An 18488-nucleotide genomic window follows, 5' to 3' on the forward strand; every position below is an offset into this window, starting at 1 on the left:
AAGGAAGTAAGATCCCTGAAAGATGATCAGGTTGATAGGTCTGAGGTGGAAGCGTGGTGACACGTGGAGCTGACAGATACTAATAGATCGAGGACTTAACCTATATTCTAATGTGAAGCTTGAACATTGTTATCTAGTTTTGAGAGAACATTCTCTCCATCAGGTTTGGTGGCGATAGCGAAGAGGTCACACCCGTTCCCATACCGAACACGGAAGTTAAGCTCTTCAGCGCCGATGGTAGTTGGGGGTTTCCCCCTGTGAGAGTAGGACGCCGCCAAGCTTTTTGTTTATATCCTTCCAATGGAAGAAGTTACTTTATCATTCCGCAGTAGCTCAGTGGTAGAGCTATCGGCTGTTAACCGATCGGTCGTAGGTTCGAGTCCTACCTGCGGAGCCATGCTTCCATAGCTCAGTAGGTAGAGCACTTCCATGGTAAGGAAGAGGTCAGCGGTTCGAGCCCGCTTGGAAGCTTTCCTCTAAATTATAATGATTAATGTTTAAGGTTTCTCGATGATGAGAAGGCTTTTTTTGTTTGTTTTCATATATATTAAATTCGTTCATGTTTAACTACAAACAAGATTGCTATACGAATGGAGCAATTTGCTTGGAAGCTTTGCATTAGGTTTCTACATATGCCTTTTTTCGTTCTTGATACTTCAGTGCCTTTTTATGCTTACTAAAGTGATGAAATCCTCTCTAACAAAAGACTCTGTACGTTCCTCTTTCCCCCGAAAGTGAAGCATTGTTTATTTTTCCTTTCTTCATCTCCAGGTTTGGTTGATCTTCTTTTCTTGTTCGGTATGTATATAAAAAGGAGTAGATGGTTTGAAAGATTTATTTGTAAAGCAAGAATGGTTTGGGCATGTGCGTCAGGATGTGCTTGCGGGTATTTTAGTGGCTCTGGCCTTAATTCCAGAGGCGATTGCGTTTTCGATTATTGCGGGCGTTGATCCGAAGATCGGGTTGTATGCTTCGTTTTGTATTGCAATTGTGATTTCGTTTGTTGGTGGACGGCCAGGTATGATTTCGGCCGCTACAGGAGCTATGGCTCTGGTCATGGTTAATTTGGTTGCCGATCATGGATTGCAATATTTGTTTGCAGCTACGATTTTAACAGGTCTGATTCAAATAGTGTTTGGACTCTGCCGAGTGTCTCGTCTGATGAAATTTATTCCGAGGTCCGTGATGGTTGGTTTTGTGAATGCGTTGGCTATTATGATCTTCATGGCTCAGCTTCCACATTTCGTCGGAGAATCAATGGCCATGTATATCATGACAGGTGGCGCCTTGTTGATTATTTATTTATTGCCGATGGTGATAAAGGTGATACCTCCCCCACTCATTGCGATTATTGTCATGACGATCATTGCTGTATTTGGACATATTGATGTTAGAACGGTTGGAGATATGGGAGAGCTTCCTAGTTCTTTGCCTGCTTTTCTGATTCCTCAAGTACCGTTTAGCTGGGAGACACTTACTATCATTTTTCCTTATTCTTTAGCACTTGCGATGGTTGGTTTACTTGAGTCTCTTTTAACTGCACAGATTGTCGATGATATGACGGAGACGTCTAGTCGTAAGAACAAGGAAGCGAGAGGTCAAGGGATTGCTAATGTGGTTGCAGGATTCTTTGGTGGTATGGCTGGCTGTGCGATGATTGGTCAATCAGTGATTAATACGAAGGCAGGCGGGCGTGGCCGTCTTTCTACCTTTGTAGCGGGCGCATTTCTAATGGTGCTGATTTTTGTACTCGGAGATGTGGTGGTTCAAATTCCGATGGCTGCTCTTGTGGCTGTGATGATTATGGTCTCCGTTGGGACATTTGATTGGAGTTCCTTTCAGCAGCTAAAAAAGAATCCGAAAACAGATTCTATTGTCATGATTGTCACGGTCGTGACTGTGGTGTTGACTCATGATTTATCAAAAGGTGTGTTTGCAGGTGTGCTGCTTAGTGCGATATTCTTTGTAGCAAAAATATCAAAGCTTCATATTACCTCTACAGAAAGCCAAGCGGGTATTTGGGTGTATCGAATTAAAGGGCAAATTTTCTTTGCTTCTGTCACTGATTTCATCCAAGCGTTCCATCATGAGAAAGATCTCCAAGCCGTTGTGATTGATTTGTCTGAAGCGCGTATATGGGATGAATCAGGCGTGGCAGCGATAGAACGTGTAAAGGAAAAGTATCAAGCAGCTGGTGTACAGGTAGACGTAGTTGGAATGGATACCTCGAGTCGAAAGCTTGTGAAACAGGTGAATGGTTCTTAAAAAGATCTTTCTGTTTGTTACAATAGAAAAGGTAAGAAAGTGAAGGATGGAGGTGGCCGGCATGCTTGTGCGTTTGAACCAAGTGCTCGGCCGGATGATGCCGCTTATTACGCCCATTAGTGTGTTACTCGGTGTATTATTGTCGGCCTATTTAAAGGATTTTACGTTTATGGTGCCCTGGGTATTTGCCATGATGACATTTTCAGGGAGCTTGTCATCTACTTTTTCAGCTTTAAAGCATACGGTGATGCACCCATTGCCTTTGATTTTATCGTTTATGATTTTACATGTGCTGATGCCCCTTTATGCCTGGTCAGCGGGGCATTTGATATTTGCGGGTGATTCCATGACGATCACCGGTTTGACGCTTGCGATGGTGATTCCAACAGGTGTTTCTAGTTTAATATGGGCGGCGATGTATAAAGGGAATGTCGGGTTAACGTTATCTATCATTTTAATTGATACATTGCTTTCGCCATTGATTGTGCCAGTAAGCTTGTCACTCTTCGTCGGTACACAGGTCCATATGGACATGGTTGCGATCATGAAAGGGCTGTTTGGTATGGTGGTACTGCCCTCTATTTTAGGGATGCTCGTTCGCCAGTATGCAAAGCCATCGGTGACGAAAACAATTAGTCAGACCCTGTCTCCTTTTTCAAAATTAGGCTTGTTTGTTGTCGTATCGATTAACAGTTCTGTTGTCGCCCCATATTTGCGTGAACTGGATGTTGCATTTTTTAGCAAAGCAGCGACTGTCTTTTTCATTGCGATGAGTGGATATGCTTTTGCATGGTTGATTGGAAAGGTGATGAAATGTACTCAAGGGGAGATTGTGGCCATTGTGTATACGGGCGGCATGAGAAATATTAGTGCCGGAGCTGTGCTTGCTATTAGCTTTTTCCCGCCTGCTGTTGCTGTCCCTGTTGTGATTGGCATGCTATTTCAGCAAGTGCTTGCTGCCTTGTTTGGTTTCTTACTCAATCGTTTTGAGCTGAAGGCGCCTGCTGTGACTAAATCTTTATCATGAAAAGACCTCCATCTTATGAGATGGAGGTCTTTTTGCGAATTAATAGATGAGATATTTCTTCCGTTTCTTTTCGAACGATTTGAGGTCATGATGATAGCGCTTCATGATGTGTTTGACGGAAGTACCTTGATTGATTTCTTCTTTGATCCAACCATTTCCGATGAGTTTATCAAAGCTGCCTGTTTGAAGGAACTGAAAGTCTTTTGGATATAAATCATGTATTGCTTTGATGATGGATAACCCTGTTTTTACCGCTTCGAATGAAGAGCTGTCTGTGACGTATAGCTGCACACCGTGTGATAGCTTACCTGCATGTTTAGAAAAAGTGGGGGTGAATGATACTGGTCTAAATTGTACACCCTTTAGTTTTAACTGATTTAAATGATCTGCTAGTTCGCTGCTATTGATATATGGAGCGCCAATGAGCTCGAACGGTTTTGTTGTTCCTCTGCCTTCAGAGACATTTGTTCCTTCAATTAATCCTGTGGCGGGATATACAAAGGTACTATCCACTGTCGGCATGTTAGGTGAAGGAAGGACGAACGGCAGCTTTGTGTCATCAAACGTCATGGAACGCTTCCAATTTTTCATTTTGATGACTGTGACATCAGCATTGATATGAAACTCTTTGTTAAAGAATTTTGCTAGTTCACCAGTGGTCATTCCATGTCTTAATGGTATTGGATAGAGCCCTACAAATGAAGCGTGCTCAGGTTCTAAGACAGGGCCTTCTACTTTTAGTCCGCCAATGGGGTTTGGACGGTCTAGGACAACAAAGGGAATGTTGTTTTCTTTAGCGGCCTCCATCGCATAAGCCATCGTGTAAATATAGGTGTAATAACGAGCACCAACATCTTGGATATCAAACAGCAAGACATCTACATTTTTGAGCATGTCAGGCGTGGGTTTTCTTGTTTTTCCATAGAGAGAGTAAACAGGGAGACCTGTTTTTTCATCAGTATAGGATTCGACGCCTTCTCCTGCTTGTGCATCGCCGCGCACACCATGTTCTGGTCCATATAGAGCAGTAAGCTTGATATTTGGATGCTCAAATAGGAGATCGACACTGCTTTTCATATTTGCATCAATACCAGTTGGGTTCGTAATGAGGCCGACCCTTTTCCCTTTTAACCATGAAAGGTTGCCTGATAGTAGTGTTTCGATCCCTGTTTTGACCGCTGCTTTTTTTCCTTTTGTATCTGTTCGTTCTTGGTTTGCGGGGGAGGCGGCGGTCAATGTGCTCATAATGAGAATGCTTGCGAGTATCAAGCTTGCTGTTTTTTTCAAGAGAATCCCTCCTATTTGATCTGTTTCCCTTTCAAGTTGAGTCCATAGCCGAATGGATACAGGGTTTGATTTGGATGAGTGACAGATGGGATATCCACAGGCAATTTGCCCTTAGGTGATGCAGCGCCAAATATCACTTCTAATCCAGCAGGAATATTTGGCTGATTGAATTGCCCGTTTGAGTAGCCTTTAAAACCGTAAACGGCTAGTAAGGCATCAGCCTCCTCAAAATTTGCCGCATCGTAAGGATTTCTTAGACTCATGATGACCATTTTTTTGTTTTGTGCTGCTGCTTCTTTCATAACAGCACGAGGGAAGGCAGTAGCCCATTTTTTCGGGTCCTGTACATTGTCATCAATCACACCATCATTCACAGCTGGGTCATTTTGGACAACGTAAGAGCCGGTAATCACATAGTCAGCATCTTGAATCAGTTTGGCTGTTTCTTTGGTGAAGGTCTTATCCGCAAACGCATATGATTGGATACGTACAGGCTTGATCTTTTTTTGTTTGATCAGAGAGTCAATTGTGACAGACATGGCTTTTGTCTGATCTTCGTAAGGTGCCATGACCAAGATCTTGTTATTCTTTTTAGGCTTGAATGGTAAGGTCTTTTCGTTGTTTTTAAGCAGGGTGATCCCTTCACGTGCCATTTTTTGTTCTGCTTTCCGGTGCGACTTTTTCCCAACGACTTGAGTGGCTTTTTTGATTTTTTTCTCAAGGGTGATGGGTTTCTTGGAAGAAATGATGCCGCGTTTGATTTTCAATTGAAGAATTTTTTCGACAGATTGGTTGATTTGAGACATCGGAATTTCTTTCTTTACAATCGCCTTTTTTACAGCATTGAACACATTCTCTAGGTTTTTTTCTGTTTTTAGAGAGGTGACTGGTGCTGGCATAAGGGCGATGTCGACACCTGCCTTAATAGCCATCACCACGGCTTCTTCCTGCCCGAAGTTATCTGCAATCGCTTTCATATTTAGGGCGTCTGTTACCACAACACCTTGAAAGCCCATCTCTTCTTTTAATAAGTGTGTGATGACTTTTTTCGATAAGGTTGCTGGAACCATAATGTCCTCGCCATCTTTTTTGCTTTTGTACGTTGTGTGGTCAATGGCAGGGAATTGAACATGAGCGGTCATGACCATATCCGCACCAGCGTTGATGGCTTGTTGAAACGGATACAGCTCCACTTTTTTAAGACGATCTAGGTCATGTTCTACGAGCGGCAAGCCATAGTGACTATCGACGGCTGTATCACCATGTCCCGGGAAATGCTTTAGTGTGGAAATGGTCTTTTCCTTTTGAAGTCCTTTCATGGTTTGAAGGCCAAGCCTAGTGACAAGAGCAGGATCAGAGCTAAAGGAACGGACACCAATGACGGGGTTGTTTGGATTATTATTCACATCAAGCACAGGAGAGAAGTTTGTATTGATCCCTAGTGCGTTTAGTTCTTTGCCGATGATTTTACCTGTGTCGTATGCATTTTTCTTACTTCTAGAGGCACCAATCGACATATTTCCTGGGAAATGTGTTCCCTTTTGTAATCTTGTGACGATTCCACCTTCTTGATCAATTGAAATGAGTAATGGAATCTTTGGTGATGCTTTTTGAAATTCATGGGTGAGTTTGACGGTTTGTTTCGTATCAACGACATTCTCCGCAAATAAGATGACACCGCCTAGATGATATTTTTCAACAAGATGGGACACTTCTTTATTCATCTTTGTTAAGCCTGTAGGTGCAGATTCATCTTTTGTTTGCCAATTGCGAAAGTCTGGCATGAGCATTTGACCTATCTTTTCATCCAGGGACATGTCTTGCACCATTTGTTTTGCGGTTGGAAGAGGGGCAGAGCTAACCTTTTCCGTTGGAATGGAAGAGGTTAGCAGGGCCAAAACCAGAGTAGCGGGGAAAAGAGCTTTTAACATCGAATTCCTCCTTTTACTTAAAAGATTCGTAGATTGCGGTCATGATGCTTCCATAAGTACCAGTTGGGAAAAGGTCACCTTCAAATTGATTTGGGTTGGTTTCAGGTGAAACGACAGGCGAATGTTTCTTATTTGTCAGCAAGACGATACCTAGATTATGTTTTGGATCAATCAATGTCATGGTTCCGGTCCAGCCAGTATGTCCATAGGCTTCGTTACTTGCATATTTTCCAAACATCCATTCCATGTCAGTATGACCGTTTTTACGCCAGCCTAGCCCGTAAGTTGGGTTTGTATCAGAAGAGGCTGTAAAGAGATCGATAGAAGCTTGATCAAAGATGGTTTTTTTTCCATAGCCTCCTTTGTTCAGCATGAGCTGGAGCAGCACGCCCATATCTGACATGTTAGAGAAAAGTCCGGCATGACCAGAGATACCTGCCATTGAGTAATATGCTTTCTCATCGTGGACTTCGCCTAGCAGGGTGTACCTGCGAATGTTTTCAAAATCAATGACACCATCTCGCGAATTACCTAAACGTTCGGTTGCTGCAAAATGCTTCGGTTTAAATCCTTTTTGCAGTGGATTGAACATTGTATGTTTGAGACCTAGCGGCCGATAGATCGTCGACTCTACATATTGATCAAGAGGCATACCTGTTTTTTTCTCAATGATCATGCCTAACAGCATGTAATCAATGTCACTATAAATGTGCTGGGTGCCTGGTTTGTATTGCAGCGGCACCTTCGGCAGCCATTTCATCGTTGTCTTTCTATCTTGAGAGAAAAAAGAGCCGGCGGCTTCTTTGCTATAAAATAAGACACTGGAAGGGAGACCGGCAGAATGGGTCAGAAGATCTTTTACACGAAGCTGATCTTTACCGGTTACCTTTGCATCTGGTTCATCTTTAAAATCTGGCAGGATGGATTGTATTTTTTCGTTTACATCCAGTTTTTTCTCGTAGACGAGCTTTTGCAGGGCATAGTTGGTCGCATACATTTTGGTGTTGGATGCTAAGTCGAACAGTGTATTCTTTTTCATTTTCTTATATGATTTGAGTTCAGTTGTGCCTTCGTATTTTTGCCTGTAGCCATAGGCTTTTTGATGGACGATTTTTCCGTCTTTGATAATGATGAGTGCGCCTCCTGGAAATCCTGCTTTGATGTCGTTTTGAATCATGTGATCAACCTTCCTAAGCTGCCTGGAAGAAAAACCTGCTTGTTCCGGTCGTTTTGCCTTTTTTAAGACGGGATATTCTTCAGGTGCTGTTTTAGACAAAGACGATACAGGATGGGAGCTAGTTGCAAATGTTTGTACGGGTAATCCAAGGAGCATGAGCAGACTTGTTATTAAGAGAAAGTATTTCTTCAAGAGTTAGACCTCCTATTGCTTATTTTTCCTCAAATTCAACAGCCATATCATCATGAAAACCAAATAAGTATGTGAAAATAAATCCAGCGACATATGCAATAAAGAGTCCGATTAAGTAAAGAAGCATTTGATGTGTGTGAACAATAAAGGTTAATGGGAGACCTGATACACCAATCGCCTTCGTTGCAATTTGGAAGTAGGCTTGAAATGCGCCGCCGATTCCAGCGCCAAGACAAGCAGTGAGAAATGGTCGTCCCAGCGGGAGTGTAACACCGAAAATGAGTGGTTCACCAATGCCGAGCATCCCTGAAGGAAGTCCACCTGCGATGGCTCTTTTGAGTTTTTTCTTTTTTGTTTTCATATAAATGGCGAATGCCGCACCTACCTGTCCTGCACCGCCCATAGCGAGAATTGGCAAAAGCGGGTCATCTCCAATGGAATTAATGAGTTCCATATGAATTGGTGTCAGTCCTTGGTGAAGTCCTGTCACAACAAGTGGAAGGAAGGTCGCACCAAGAACAAATCCAGCGAAGATTCCGCCCATATTTAATAGATAAGTTAATCCTGAGGTGATGGCATCAGATATAAATCCGCCGACTGGCATGAAGACAACGTACGTAAAAATGCCTGTAATGAGTAGTGTGATGGTTGGTGTGACGATGATATCAAGTGATTGCGGGACGAAGCGTCTAATTCGGGTTTCCACAAGTGCCATAAAGATGGCGGCTAGAAGAACACCGATGAGCCCGCCTCTGCCTGGTAGAATATTTGTGCCAAATAACATAATGTCTGCGGAGGCTGGGTTAATAATGAGGATACCAGCTAATGCGCCTAATGCAGGAGAGCCTCCAAACTCCTTTGCGGCATTTGATCCGACTAAAATACCGAGATATGCGAACAAGCCTGAACCAATAACGGTTAAAATGATCGCTGATTGAGACTTTTCATCGAGCCAGCCTGCTTGCACGATTGCTTTCGTAATCCCTGTAATAAGACCTGATGCAACGAGTGCCGGAATGATAGGAATAAAGATGCTGGCAATCCGTCGTAAGAACAGCTTGAACGGTGTGCGGTTCTTTTGTGAAATGGCTTGCTTGTTTTTTTGTGCTTCATTGTTTAAATCATAAGAGCCAGAGGCATTTAGCAGCTGTTCAAACGCACTTGATACTTGGTTGACAACACCTGTACCTAAAATGATTTGAAGCGTTTCTGCCTCGACGACACCTATGACGCCATCGAGTTCTTTGATTTTTGTGATGTGAACTTGTTCATTGTCAATCGGTGTAATTCGGAGACGCGTCATACAATGTGTATGGGAAGAGATGTTTTCAGAACCACCACAGAGAGAAAGAATGTCTTTCGCCAACTGCTGATATTTCGTTTGATGACTCATGTTGAATCCCCCTTTGATTTTCGTTTCATGGAGCGGATGGCATGTCTTGTCTTGTCAATATATTGTGCTGTCTCTTCATATTGACGGGAAGCTAAGCTGAGGAACAAGACATCAATTAAGTAGAGCTGTGCCATTCTAGAGGAAGTGGCTGCACTGCGAAAAGGTGCTTCATTGGAACCGGACGTCGATAGGTGAACATCACTTAAGGCAGAAACGCTTGTTTGACCAGGATGCGTTAAGGCAATGGTTTTCACTTGATTGTCTTTTGCGAGCTGAAGGGCTTGAATGATGTCTAACGTTTCTCCTGAAAAGGATATACCGAACACGATGTCATTCTTTCCTGCATTTGCGATGACCGTTGATGCGATGTGCATGTCAGTGAAGGCAGTCGCTGCATAATTGATTCTGAGAAATTTCTGCTGGGCATCCGCTGCGACGATGCCAGATGCACCGACGCCGATAAAATGGATTTGGTTTGCATGCAGCAGTAATTGAACAGCTTTTTCTAATGCTTCTGCATTTAAAATAGAAGCGGTGTCCTTAATCGATTGAATCGAGTTTCCTGCTGTTTTTTGAATAATGGATTGAAGCGGTTCATCTTGTTCGATATCACGATAGCCTTGTTTATCGTCGTGCATCAAGTCTCCAGCGATTCGCATTTTTAAATCGTGATAGCCATCTAGCCCGAGAGATTTACAAAGGCGGATGACAGCAGAGCTGCTTGCTCCGGCTGCCTGACTGATCTCGTGTACTGTGCTTTTAATGACTTTGTCAGGATGGGCAAGAATATAGTCTGCAATGATTTTTTCAGATTGGGGGAGCTTTGCTTTCATTGTGTGTAGTAGGGTGAGTCCACCTGCTGACATGAGCTCTGCCTCCTTTAGGATTGATGATGAGAGATGGCTTTGTCGATATGGCCATTCGCTTTGTTGAGTAAATCCTTGGCTGTTTTTTTGTCTGTGTTTGTTTGGAGCATGACGATGGCGGTTTTGACTTCTAAGTCTGCTGCTTCAAGAGTCTTCACGGCTTGTTCATAGGAAGCGTTTGTCACATGTTGAATGATGGTGATGGCGCGTTCTTTTAATTTATGATTGCTGACTTTTACATCAACCATCAGGTTTTCATATACTTTACCTTGTCTGATCATGACAGAGGTGGAAAGCATATTTAAAATCATTTTATGAGCGGATGCGGCTTTCATTCGTGTTGACCCAGTGATGGCTTCTGGTCCTACAATGACTTCAATGGCGCAGTCTGCCAGCTCGCTAATTTCTGCTTGTTCATTGCAGCTGAGGGCTACTGTTTTTGCGCCGATGGATTTAGCGTAGTTTAAAGCGCCGATGATGTAGGGTGTCCTGCCGCTGGCGGCGATACCGACGACCGTATCTTTTGATGTCAGGTGAATGTGTTCTAAATCCTGTTTGCCGGCTTCTTCACTGTCTTCCACATCTTCGGCAGCATGTGAAAAAGCAGAGTCGCCGCCTGCCATGATACCGACAATCACATCAGGTGAGACGCTATAGGTAGGGGGACATTCAACAGCATCCATCACGCCAAGTCTGCCGCTTGTCCCGGCTCCTAAATAAACGAGTCTACCCCCATTTGAAATGGATTCATAGGCGAAGTCACTTGCTGTTTTGACATGTGGTAGGACACGGTTCACTGCTTGAGCGACCTTCATATCTTCTTCATTGATCAGCTGGAGTATTTCGAGCGGATCTGCTTGTGATATTCCCATTGTGTTAGGGTTTCTTGATTCTGTTGTCAAAGAACGCAATTGAGATGGCTGCATGCGACATTCCTCCTTATTTCTTCATTTTCAGTATATTCAGTGTGATATGAAATTTCAACATTATATTTAAATATTGAAATTATATTTCACTCGAAACGTTGTGCTAACTGGAGGTAAATAATTAGAAAATAAAAAAAATAAAAATCCCCTTTACAAAAGGGGGACAACCTGTATATAATAACTTTTGTCAGCTTCACGGAAACAGCAAACTTGACAAACTGGCCCGTTGGTCAAGCGGTTAAGACACCGCCCTTTCACGGCGGTAACACGGGTTCGAATCCCGTACGGGTCACCATGATGTGGAGGATTAGCTCAGCTGGGAGAGCATCTGCCTTACAAGCAGAGGGTCGGCGGTTCGAGCCCGTCATCCTCCACCATATGCCGGTGTAGCTCAACTGGTAGAGCAACTGACTTGTAATCAGTAGGTTGGGGGTTCAAGTCCTCTTGCCGGCACTGTTTTTTCTTTATCAATTCCATATGTGGAGGGGTAGCGAAGTGGCTAAACGCGGCGGACTGTAAATCCGCTCCCTCCGGGTTCGGCGGTTCGAATCCGCCCCCCTCCACCATTTTTGGGCTATAGCCAAGCGGTAAGGCAACGGACTTTGACTCCGTCATGCGTTGGTTCGAATCCAGCTAGCCCAGTTAAGACACCTTTTACAAAAAGGTGTCTTTTTTTATGTTGGCAGACGGAATGTATAACTATTCAAAATATTGTTGAGTTGAGTCAGAAGGCATCGAGAAAGTAAAATATAAGCATGAACGGAAAGGGGATGTACATATGGGAGATCAAAAGAAGGTCACGATTGTCGGAGTTCCGATGGATTTGGGTCAAATGAGAAGGGGCGTCGATATGGGACCGAGTGCGATTCGGTGTGCAGGCGTAAAAGAAAAATTGGAATCGCTTTCATTTGATGTGGAGGATCTCGGCGATATTTTGGTTGAACAAAGAGATGATGAGAAAGGTTTATATACAAGTGAAAAGCTAAAAAATTTAACGGAGAATGCTAGTGCGAATCAGCTGCTAGCTGAGAAGGTTGACAGTATTGTGCAATCAGGCTCATTCCCGCTCATTTTAGGCGGTGATCACAGCATTGCGATAGGAACACTTGCGGGGGTAGCCAAGCATTATGAAAACTTAGGTGCCATTTGGTATGATGCACACGGTGATTTAAATACAGAGGAAACCTCTCCTTCTGGAAATATACATGGTATGCCGCTTGCAGTCAGTCTCGGTCTTGGGCATGCTGATTTAACGAACATTGGTGGTTATTCCCCTAAATTGAAGCCTGAGAATGTTGTTATAATTGGTGCTCGATCCTTAGATGAAGGAGAGCGGGCATTGATTAGAGAGAAAGGCATTAAAGTGTATACGATGCATGAAATAGATCGTTTAGGGATGACAAGGGTGATGGAGGAAGCCATTTCATATTTAAAGGAAAGAACAGATGGTGTCCACCTGTCGCTTGATTTAGATGGACTAGATCCAGCGGAGTGCCCTGGTGTAGGAACTCCTGTGGCGGGTGGCATTAGTTACCGGGAGAGTCATCTTGCCATGGAACTTTTAGAGGAAGCGGGTATTTTGACTTCAGCTGAATTTGTTGAGGTGAATCCGGTTTTGGATGAAAAAAATAAAACAGCCGAGGCAGCTGTTGCGTTGATTGGTTCGTTAATGGGCGAAAAGCTATTGTAGAGCGGGACTTGTTCCCGTTCTTTTTTGTTTTGGAGAAATTTAAGGATATATTAAGGTTTTTACCGGTGGATATGCGTAACACGCTGTCAAAAATTTGTTACACTATTTTTTAGAGGAGAATGAAACCTTTTGGAAAGAGATTCGTATACATAAAGACCGGTGAAGGCAGAGGTTGAATATACTATGGACACAATGATTAAAAAGAGAATTAAGCAATTGAAAAAAGGCGACCAGAACGCATTTGCAGACATCGTAGACCTGTATAAAGACAAAATTTATCAGCTGTGCTACCGTATGCTTGGGAATGCACACGAAGCAGAGGATATTGCACAGGAGGCGTTTATTCGTGCCTATGTGAATATTGAAAGCTTTGATGTGAATCGTAAGTTTTCTACGTGGCTGTACCGCATTGCAACCAACCTGACCATCGACCGTATTCGCAAAAAAAAGCCGGATTATTATTTAGATGCAGAGGTGGCAGGAACAGAAGGACTGAATATGTATTCTCAAATTGCTGCTGATGGCATTTTGCCAGAGGAAGAGGTGGTGTCTCTTGAATTATCGAGTACCATTCAGCAAAAAATTCTAAGATTACCCGATAAATATCGTTCGGTCATCGTATTAAAGTATATTGATGAACTCTCGTTAAAAGAAATAAGCGAGATTTTGAATATACCCGTTGGTACGGTGAAAACGAGAATACACAGGGGTAGAGAGGCTCTCCGGAAACAGTTGAGAGACCTTTGAGTGAGGTGATTTTGATGAGCTGTCAGGAAAAAATCGTCCTGCTTATGCATCAGTATTTAGACGGGGACATTGAGCCCCAAGACGAAAAAGAATTAAAAAGCCATCTGCAATCGTGTGAGGAGTGCCGTACTCATTTTCAACAAATTGAGAAATCCATCGCGCTTGTGCAGAGTACATCTCATATAGAAGCACCATCTGATTTCACTGCAAAGGTGATGGCAGGTCTTCCAAAGGAAAAAAAGCGTGTGTCGGTTCAAAGATGGATCAAAGCTCATCCGCTGATGGTGGCCGCTGCCCTCTTTCTCATTTTGATGGGAGGCAGTCTGTTTACAAGCTGGAATACCGATCATAATTTCAGTGTGTCAAAACAGTCGAATCTCGTCGTTGTAAATGATACAGTGACCGTACCTAAAGGGGAAACCGTAAAAGGTGATGTCACTGTCAAAAATGGCAAGCTGATTGTAGAAGGCAAGGTTGATGGAAATGTCACCGTCGTCAATGGGGAACAGCTGACTGCTTCTGCCGGACAAGTCACTGGTCAAATTAATGAAATTAATGAAGTGTTTGATTGGATTTGGTACAAAATGAAATCCACAGCACAAAATGTGATGCGGGTCATTGGACCAGAGGAGCAAAAGTAATCATACGGGTCGAGAGCAGTCTCTTTATGGGGCTGCTCTTTTTCTATATTATAGGTCAGAATGTATGCGAACTAGCACGCCAGCCATATATGGCAACTGTTTTCCTTGCTGAAACAAAATGTGGTATAATAGCCACGCTATGTATTTACACATAGTCTCTTTTTTTATTAAAAATGCATCAAACGAAGAATAACTGAAAATTCTGGAGGACGAGGAAATGGCTTTAGGGGATATTCCTTTTTTGCAGTACCTCGGTAATGCTGTTGATGTTCTCGTTGTTTGGTATGTGATATATAAATTAATGATGGTCATCCGCGGAACAAAAGCGGTTCAGCTTTTAAAGGGAATTGTGGTCATTGTTCTTGTCAGGATGGGAAGTGCGTATCTCGGTCTTAACACACTTCAATGGCTGATGGATCAAGCGATTACGTGGGGATTCCTTGCGATCATTATTATTTTTCAGCCAGAGCTAAGGAGAGCGCTTGAGCAGCTTGGGCGCGGCCGTTTCTTCTCAAGAAGCGGGACACCTATAGAGGAACAGCAGCAGAAAACGATCGAGGCAATTACAAAAGCAATTAAATATATGGCAAAACGCAGAATCGGCGCGCTGCTGACAATTGAGCGTGATACTGGGATGAATGATTACATAGAGACTGGAATTCCTTTGAATGCAAAGGTGAGTTCAGAGCTGCTCATTAATATTTTCATTCCAAATACACCGCTTCATGACGGTGCTGTCATTATGAAGCGTGATGAGATTGCAGCTGCGGCTTGTTATTTACCGCTGTCAGAAAGTCCTTTTATCTCTAAGGAACTGGGGACGCGTCACCGGGCGGCAGTCGGAATTAGTGAAGTGACAGACAGCTTAACCGTCATCGTTTCTGAAGAGACAGGCGGCATTTCTGTCGCAAGAAATGGTGATCTCCACCGAGAATTGACAGAAGAAGCGCTTGAAGAAATGCTGATTGCTGAATTTAGTAAGAACAGCAAAGATGCTTCCTCGACCAAATGGTATTGGAGGGGCAAGAAAAATGGATAAGATTTTGAATAATCGCTGGGCCGTAAAGCTTCTTGCATTGGTCTTCGCTTTATTGCTGTATGGTGCAGTCAATTCAGCGCAAGCGCCCACGCCGAAAAAAATCGGTGAATCCTTTTTCCCAACATCGACGACAGATGAAGCAACTTTAACCGACATTCCTGTTAAGGCGTATTATGATGACGAGAAGTACGTCGTTACTGGCGTGCCGCAAACAGTCAATGTGACGATTAAAGGGTCAACGAGTGCTGTGAAAACAGCAAGACAAACAAAGAACTTCGAAATATATGCAGATATGCAGAATTTATCCACAGGTACCCATAAAGTGGAGCTGAAGGCAAGAGATGTATCAAAAGGGCTCACACTATCGATCAACCCATCTGTGACGACGGTGACGATACAAGAAAAAACAACAGCAGAATTTCCTGTTGAAACTGAATTTTATAATCAAAATAAAATCAAAGATGGCTATTCACCTGAACAGCCTATTGTGAATCCGAAAAAAGTCACAGTCACTGGTTCAAAGGACGTAATCGACAAAATTTCTGTCATTAAAGCATTTGTGAACCTAGAGGATGTCGATCAGCAAATTGAAAAGGAAGCGAAGCTCACTGTGTATGATAGCAGCGGGAATGAGCTGCCAGTCGAATTGAGTCCGTCTGTGGTGAATATTACAGTTCCCATCTCAAGTCCAAGCAAAAAGGTTCCGTTTAAAATAGAGCGGACTGGCAGTTTGCCGGATGGGATCAGTATCTCAAGTATTGAGACAAGCCCGAGTGAGGTCACAGTGTACGGCTCTCAAAAAGTGCTGGATTCGCTTGATTTTATTGATGGCGTCAAGCTGGACCTAAGCAAGATCAAAGATGATACGGAGATTGATGCCGACATTCCCCTGCCAGATGGTGTGAAAAAGGTATCGCCCGAAACCGTCAAGATCAAAGTGAAGGTTGCAACAGCGCAAGAAAAAAAGATCGATAATGTACCAATTTCTGTCGTAGGTCTGAGCAAGGATCTCACCTCTGATTTTGTGAGCCCATCTTCTGGACGACTCACGTTAACAGCAAAGGGATCAAAGAGTGCGATTGATAAACTAAAGGCTTCAGATGTTGAAGCCTATATCAATGTTGGGGACTTGAACGAAGGAACACATGAGGTCACAATTCAAGTGAACGGTCCTCAAAATGTGACGTGGACATTATCGAGATCAAAGGTCAAAGTGAAACTGACTTCTACTGAGACAGAAGATCAGCCAGCGTCTACGAATGATCGCAAGGATCCATCTTCTGATGACGATGATCAGGATGAGAAGAGTAAAGAAGAATCCACGCAAGAAAAAGCAAAGAAAGAATCAAGTCAAAGACAGCGGATCAAAGAAGATAAAAAAGAGGACGAAGCGTCCTCTTGAATGGTAAAAAAGGAGCGATTGAAACATGGGCAAGTACTTTGGAACTGATGGTGTAAGGGGTGTGGCGAATAGCGAATTAACGCCAGAGCTCGCATTTAAAATTGGGAGATTTGGCGGCTATGTGCTCACGAAGGATAAAGAACGTCCAAAGGTACTCGTTGGACGAGACACACGTGTATCCGGTCATATGCTAGAAGGAGCGCTCGTTGCAGGCTTACTTTCAATTGGCGCTGAAGTGATGCGTCTAGGTGTGATCTCAACACCTGGTGTGTCTTATTTAACGAAGGCAATGGACGCAGAAGCGGGTGTCATGATTTCTGCTTCTCACAACCCAGTTCAAGACAACGGAATTAAATTCTTCGGCGGTGACGGCTTTAAGCTGTCTGATGAACAGGAGAATGAAATTGAGCAGCTGATGGATCAGCCGGTCGATCAATTGCCACGCCCAGTTGGAGCGGATCTTGGAACGATGAATGACTACTTTGAAGGTGGTCAGAAATACTTGCAATTCTTGAAGCAGACAGCGGACGAGGATTTCACAGGTATTCACGTGGCGCTTGACTGTGCTCACGGTGCAACCTCTTCTCTAGCGACACATTTATTTGCGGATTTAGATGCTGATGTGTCCACAATGGGAACATCACCAAACGGATTGAATATCAATGATGGTGTCGGCTCAACTCATCCAGAGGCACTTTCTGCTTTTGTGAAGGAGAAGGGTGCAGATATTGGTCTTGCGTTTGATGGTGACGGAGACCGTTTAATTGCTGTCGATGAAAAAGGTGATATTGTAGACGGCGATCAAATTATGTACATATGTGCACGTTATTTGAAGGGTGAAGGCCGATTAAAGGATGACACCGTCGTGTCCACGGTCATGAGTAACCTAGGCTTCTATAAAGCGCTGGAGAAACAAGGCATTAAGAGCATCCAAACCGCTGTTGGTGACCGCTATGTGGTCGAAGCGATGAAAAAGGATGGCTATAATGTCGGCGGTGAGCAATCAGGCCATTTGATTTTCCTTGATTACAATACGACAGGTGATGGCATGCTTTCTGCGATCATGCTTGTCAATACACTCAAAGCAACAGGAAAAACATTGTCAGAGCTTGCAGCTGAAATGGAAAAATTCCCGCAGCTTCTAGTGAATGTGAAAGTGTCTGATAAATATAAAGTGGAAGAAAATGAAAAAGTAAAAGCAGTGATTCAAGAGGTCGAAAAAGAGATGAACGGTGATGGCCGTATTCTTGTTCGTCCATCTGGAACAGAGCCGCTTGTACGCGTGATGGCAGAGGCGAAAACAAAAGAGCTGTGTGATGAATATGTGACTCGAATTACCGCTGTTGTGAAAGAGGAAATGGGTATCGAGTAATAGATGAAAGCAAATCGCCAGCGGCGGTTTGCTTTTTTTTCGAATAAACGTCATAAATGGATGGATTTGTACGAATCTTATAAGCGAGGGCAAATTGCTGCCTTCATACATAGGAGAGCACATCAAAGGTAGAACATGACAAGCCTCATCGCATATAGTGTATGGAGGTCTCACTTTCTTGAGCGGGATCACCCGCTAAATTGTGATTGACGGAGGTCAGACCTTATAGTACAATCATCCTTGTGTTACTGGATTTTTATTCTATCAGGAAAGGCAGGGTAGATGTTCAGCAACTCTCTTATAATTATAGCGCCCGAACTAAGCGATCGGACGAAAGATGCTTAGTTGACGAGGATGGAGGTTATCGAATTTTCGGCGGATGCCTCCCGGCTGATCAAAAAAGAGATCACAGCCGTAAGTGTTTCTTTAAAGCAAAGAGGTGACTCTTTGTACAAAGGGAATACACATGATCTCCCAAATTAAACATGTAGAGAGGGACGAAGAAATGTCCCTTCTATTTTAGTAGGCTTTCT

14 protein-coding genes, 7 tRNA genes and 2 rRNA genes are annotated in these 18488 nt (G+C 43.4%); 17 read left to right on the top strand and 6 right to left on the bottom strand.

Translation table 11 applies throughout. The annotated features are described in order from the left end of the window. The 6 genes from ACP7A0_RS09960 to ACP7A0_RS09985 all read left to right on the top strand — a co-directional run. A 23S ribosomal RNA gene (locus ACP7A0_RS09960) occupies positions 1 to 103 on the top strand; the annotation flags it as partial. A gap of 61 nt (positions 104 to 164) precedes the next feature. Then, a 5S ribosomal RNA gene (gene rrf, locus ACP7A0_RS09965) occupies positions 165 to 280 on the top strand. 42 nt (positions 281 to 322) lie between these two features. Continuing rightward, positions 323 to 397, top strand: a tRNA-Asn gene (locus ACP7A0_RS09970). Between the two features lies 1 nt (position 398). Beyond that, positions 399 to 471, top strand: a tRNA-Thr gene (locus ACP7A0_RS09975). Positions 472 to 825: 354 nt separating this feature from the next. Continuing rightward, positions 826 to 2265, top strand: a complete 1440-nt coding sequence (locus ACP7A0_RS09980; protein ID WP_426004987.1) for a SulP family inorganic anion transporter — start codon at positions 826 to 828, stop codon at positions 2263 to 2265. Between the two features lie 46 nt (positions 2266 to 2311). Continuing rightward, positions 2312 to 3292 (top strand): bile acid:sodium symporter family protein, encoded by a 981-nt coding sequence (locus ACP7A0_RS09985; protein WP_081311457.1) that lies wholly within the window; start codon positions 2312 to 2314, stop codon positions 3290 to 3292. A 39-nt stretch (positions 3293 to 3331) separates the two neighbouring features. Here the strand turns inward: ACP7A0_RS09985 and ACP7A0_RS09990 are convergent, their stop codons facing one another. Genes ACP7A0_RS09990 through murQ form a run of 6 tightly spaced genes read right to left on the bottom strand, consistent with a single transcriptional unit; the run spans position 3332 to position 11064 of the window. Next, a complete protein-coding gene (locus ACP7A0_RS09990; RefSeq protein ID WP_426004989.1) occupies positions 3332 to 4579 on the bottom strand; it encodes an exo-beta-N-acetylmuramidase NamZ family protein in 1248 nt (415 codons plus the stop codon). Between the two features lie 11 nt (positions 4580 to 4590). Continuing rightward, positions 4591 to 6510 (bottom strand): glycoside hydrolase family 3 protein, encoded by a 1920-nt coding sequence (locus ACP7A0_RS09995; protein WP_106061675.1) that lies wholly within the window; start codon positions 6508 to 6510, stop codon positions 4591 to 4593. Positions 6511 to 6523: 13 nt separating this feature from the next. Then, on the bottom strand, positions 6524 to 7879 hold the full coding sequence (pbp4b, locus tag ACP7A0_RS10000) for a penicillin binding protein PBP4B (RefSeq protein WP_340875029.1): 1356 nt from the start codon (positions 7877 to 7879) through the stop codon (positions 6524 to 6526). A 19-nt stretch (positions 7880 to 7898) separates the two neighbouring features. Next, positions 7899 to 9272 carry a PTS transporter subunit EIIC gene (locus tag ACP7A0_RS10005; RefSeq protein WP_066031425.1) on the bottom strand — a complete coding sequence of 458 codons (1374 nt, stop codon included), beginning with the start codon at positions 9270 to 9272 and terminating at the stop codon, positions 7899 to 7901. Beyond that, positions 9269 to 10138, bottom strand: a complete 870-nt coding sequence (locus ACP7A0_RS10010) for a MurR/RpiR family transcriptional regulator (protein ID WP_060595393.1) — start codon at positions 10136 to 10138, stop codon at positions 9269 to 9271. Before ACP7A0_RS10010 ends, ACP7A0_RS10005 begins: the two co-directional genes overlap by 4 nt. A gap of 14 nt (positions 10139 to 10152) precedes the next feature. After that, entirely contained in the window at positions 10153 to 11064 is a 912-nt protein-coding gene (gene murQ, locus ACP7A0_RS10015) for an N-acetylmuramic acid 6-phosphate etherase (RefSeq protein ID WP_066031424.1), read from the bottom strand. Positions 11065 to 11284: 220 nt separating this feature from the next. Between murQ and ACP7A0_RS10020 the strand changes: the two genes are divergently transcribed. From ACP7A0_RS10020 to glmM, 11 genes are all read left to right on the top strand, one after another. Next, positions 11285 to 11359 (top strand) — tRNA-Glu (locus ACP7A0_RS10020). A gap of 6 nt (positions 11360 to 11365) precedes the next feature. After that, a tRNA-Val gene (locus ACP7A0_RS10025) sits at positions 11366 to 11441 on the top strand. Positions 11442 to 11444: 3 nt separating this feature from the next. Then, positions 11445 to 11517 (top strand) — tRNA-Thr (locus ACP7A0_RS10030). A 28-nt stretch (positions 11518 to 11545) separates the two neighbouring features. Next, positions 11546 to 11630: transfer RNA gene (locus ACP7A0_RS10035), tRNA-Tyr, on the top strand. Positions 11631 to 11634: 4 nt separating this feature from the next. Beyond that, positions 11635 to 11706: transfer RNA gene (locus ACP7A0_RS10040), tRNA-Gln, on the top strand. A gap of 136 nt (positions 11707 to 11842) precedes the next feature. Continuing rightward, complete coding sequence (rocF, locus tag ACP7A0_RS10045) at positions 11843 to 12754, top strand: arginase (protein WP_060595395.1); 912 nt, start codon at positions 11843 to 11845, stop codon at positions 12752 to 12754. Positions 12755 to 12937: 183 nt separating this feature from the next. Next, positions 12938 to 13501, top strand: a complete 564-nt coding sequence (sigW, locus tag ACP7A0_RS10050) for an RNA polymerase sigma factor SigW (RefSeq protein ID WP_003217112.1) — start codon at positions 12938 to 12940, stop codon at positions 13499 to 13501. Positions 13502 to 13515: 14 nt separating this feature from the next. After that, the gene (rsiW, locus tag ACP7A0_RS10055; RefSeq protein WP_060595396.1) at positions 13516 to 14142 is read left to right on the top strand and encodes an anti-sigma-W factor RsiW; all 627 of its coding nucleotides are present in this window, start codon (positions 13516 to 13518) and stop codon (positions 14140 to 14142) included. 217 nt (positions 14143 to 14359) lie between these two features. Next, on the top strand, positions 14360 to 15181 hold the full coding sequence (cdaA, locus tag ACP7A0_RS10060; RefSeq protein WP_060595397.1) for a diadenylate cyclase CdaA: 822 nt from the start codon (positions 14360 to 14362) through the stop codon (positions 15179 to 15181). Next, positions 15174 to 16583, top strand: coding sequence for a CdaR family protein (locus ACP7A0_RS10065; protein WP_375566783.1), 1410 nt, complete (start codon positions 15174 to 15176; stop codon positions 16581 to 16583). The genes cdaA and ACP7A0_RS10065 overlap by 8 nt, the downstream gene beginning before the upstream one ends. Before the next feature lie 25 nt (positions 16584 to 16608). Beyond that, positions 16609 to 17955, top strand: coding sequence for a phosphoglucosamine mutase (glmM, locus tag ACP7A0_RS10070; RefSeq protein ID WP_034664420.1), 1347 nt, complete (start codon positions 16609 to 16611; stop codon positions 17953 to 17955). Positions 17956 to 18488 lie beyond the last annotated feature (533 nt).

The organism is Bacillus sp. DWP3-1 (assembly GCF_049896565.1).
GTDB lineage: Bacteria > Bacillota > Bacilli > Bacillales > Bacillaceae > Bacillus.

Bases quoted from the DNA above. Each gene is read 5' to 3' on its own strand.
- ACP7A0_RS09985 (WP_081311457.1), top strand. From the start codon at position 2,312: ATGGAGGTGGCCGGCATGCTTGTGCGTTTGAACCAAGTGCTCGGCCGG.
- ACP7A0_RS09995 (WP_106061675.1), bottom strand. From the start codon at position 6,510: ATGTTAAAAGCTCTTTTCCCCGCTACTCTGGTTTTGGCCCTGCTAACC.
- ACP7A0_RS10005 (WP_066031425.1), bottom strand. From the start codon at position 9,272: ATGAGTCATCAAACGAAATATCAGCAGTTGGCGAAAGACATTCTTTCT.
- ACP7A0_RS10010 (WP_060595393.1), bottom strand. From the start codon at position 10,138: ATGTCAGCAGGTGGACTCACCCTACTACACACAATGAAAGCAAAGCTC.
- murQ (WP_066031424.1), bottom strand. From the start codon at position 11,064: ATGCAGCCATCTCAATTGCGTTCTTTGACAACAGAATCAAGAAACCCT.
- rocF (WP_060595395.1), top strand. From the start codon at position 11,843: ATGGGAGATCAAAAGAAGGTCACGATTGTCGGAGTTCCGATGGATTTG.
- sigW (WP_003217112.1), top strand. From the start codon at position 12,938: ATGGACACAATGATTAAAAAGAGAATTAAGCAATTGAAAAAAGGCGAC.
- rsiW (WP_060595396.1), top strand. From the start codon at position 13,516: ATGAGCTGTCAGGAAAAAATCGTCCTGCTTATGCATCAGTATTTAGAC.
- cdaA (WP_060595397.1), top strand. From the start codon at position 14,360: ATGGCTTTAGGGGATATTCCTTTTTTGCAGTACCTCGGTAATGCTGTT.
- ACP7A0_RS10065 (WP_375566783.1), top strand. From the start codon at position 15,174: ATGGATAAGATTTTGAATAATCGCTGGGCCGTAAAGCTTCTTGCATTG.
- glmM (WP_034664420.1), top strand. From the start codon at position 16,609: ATGGGCAAGTACTTTGGAACTGATGGTGTAAGGGGTGTGGCGAATAGC.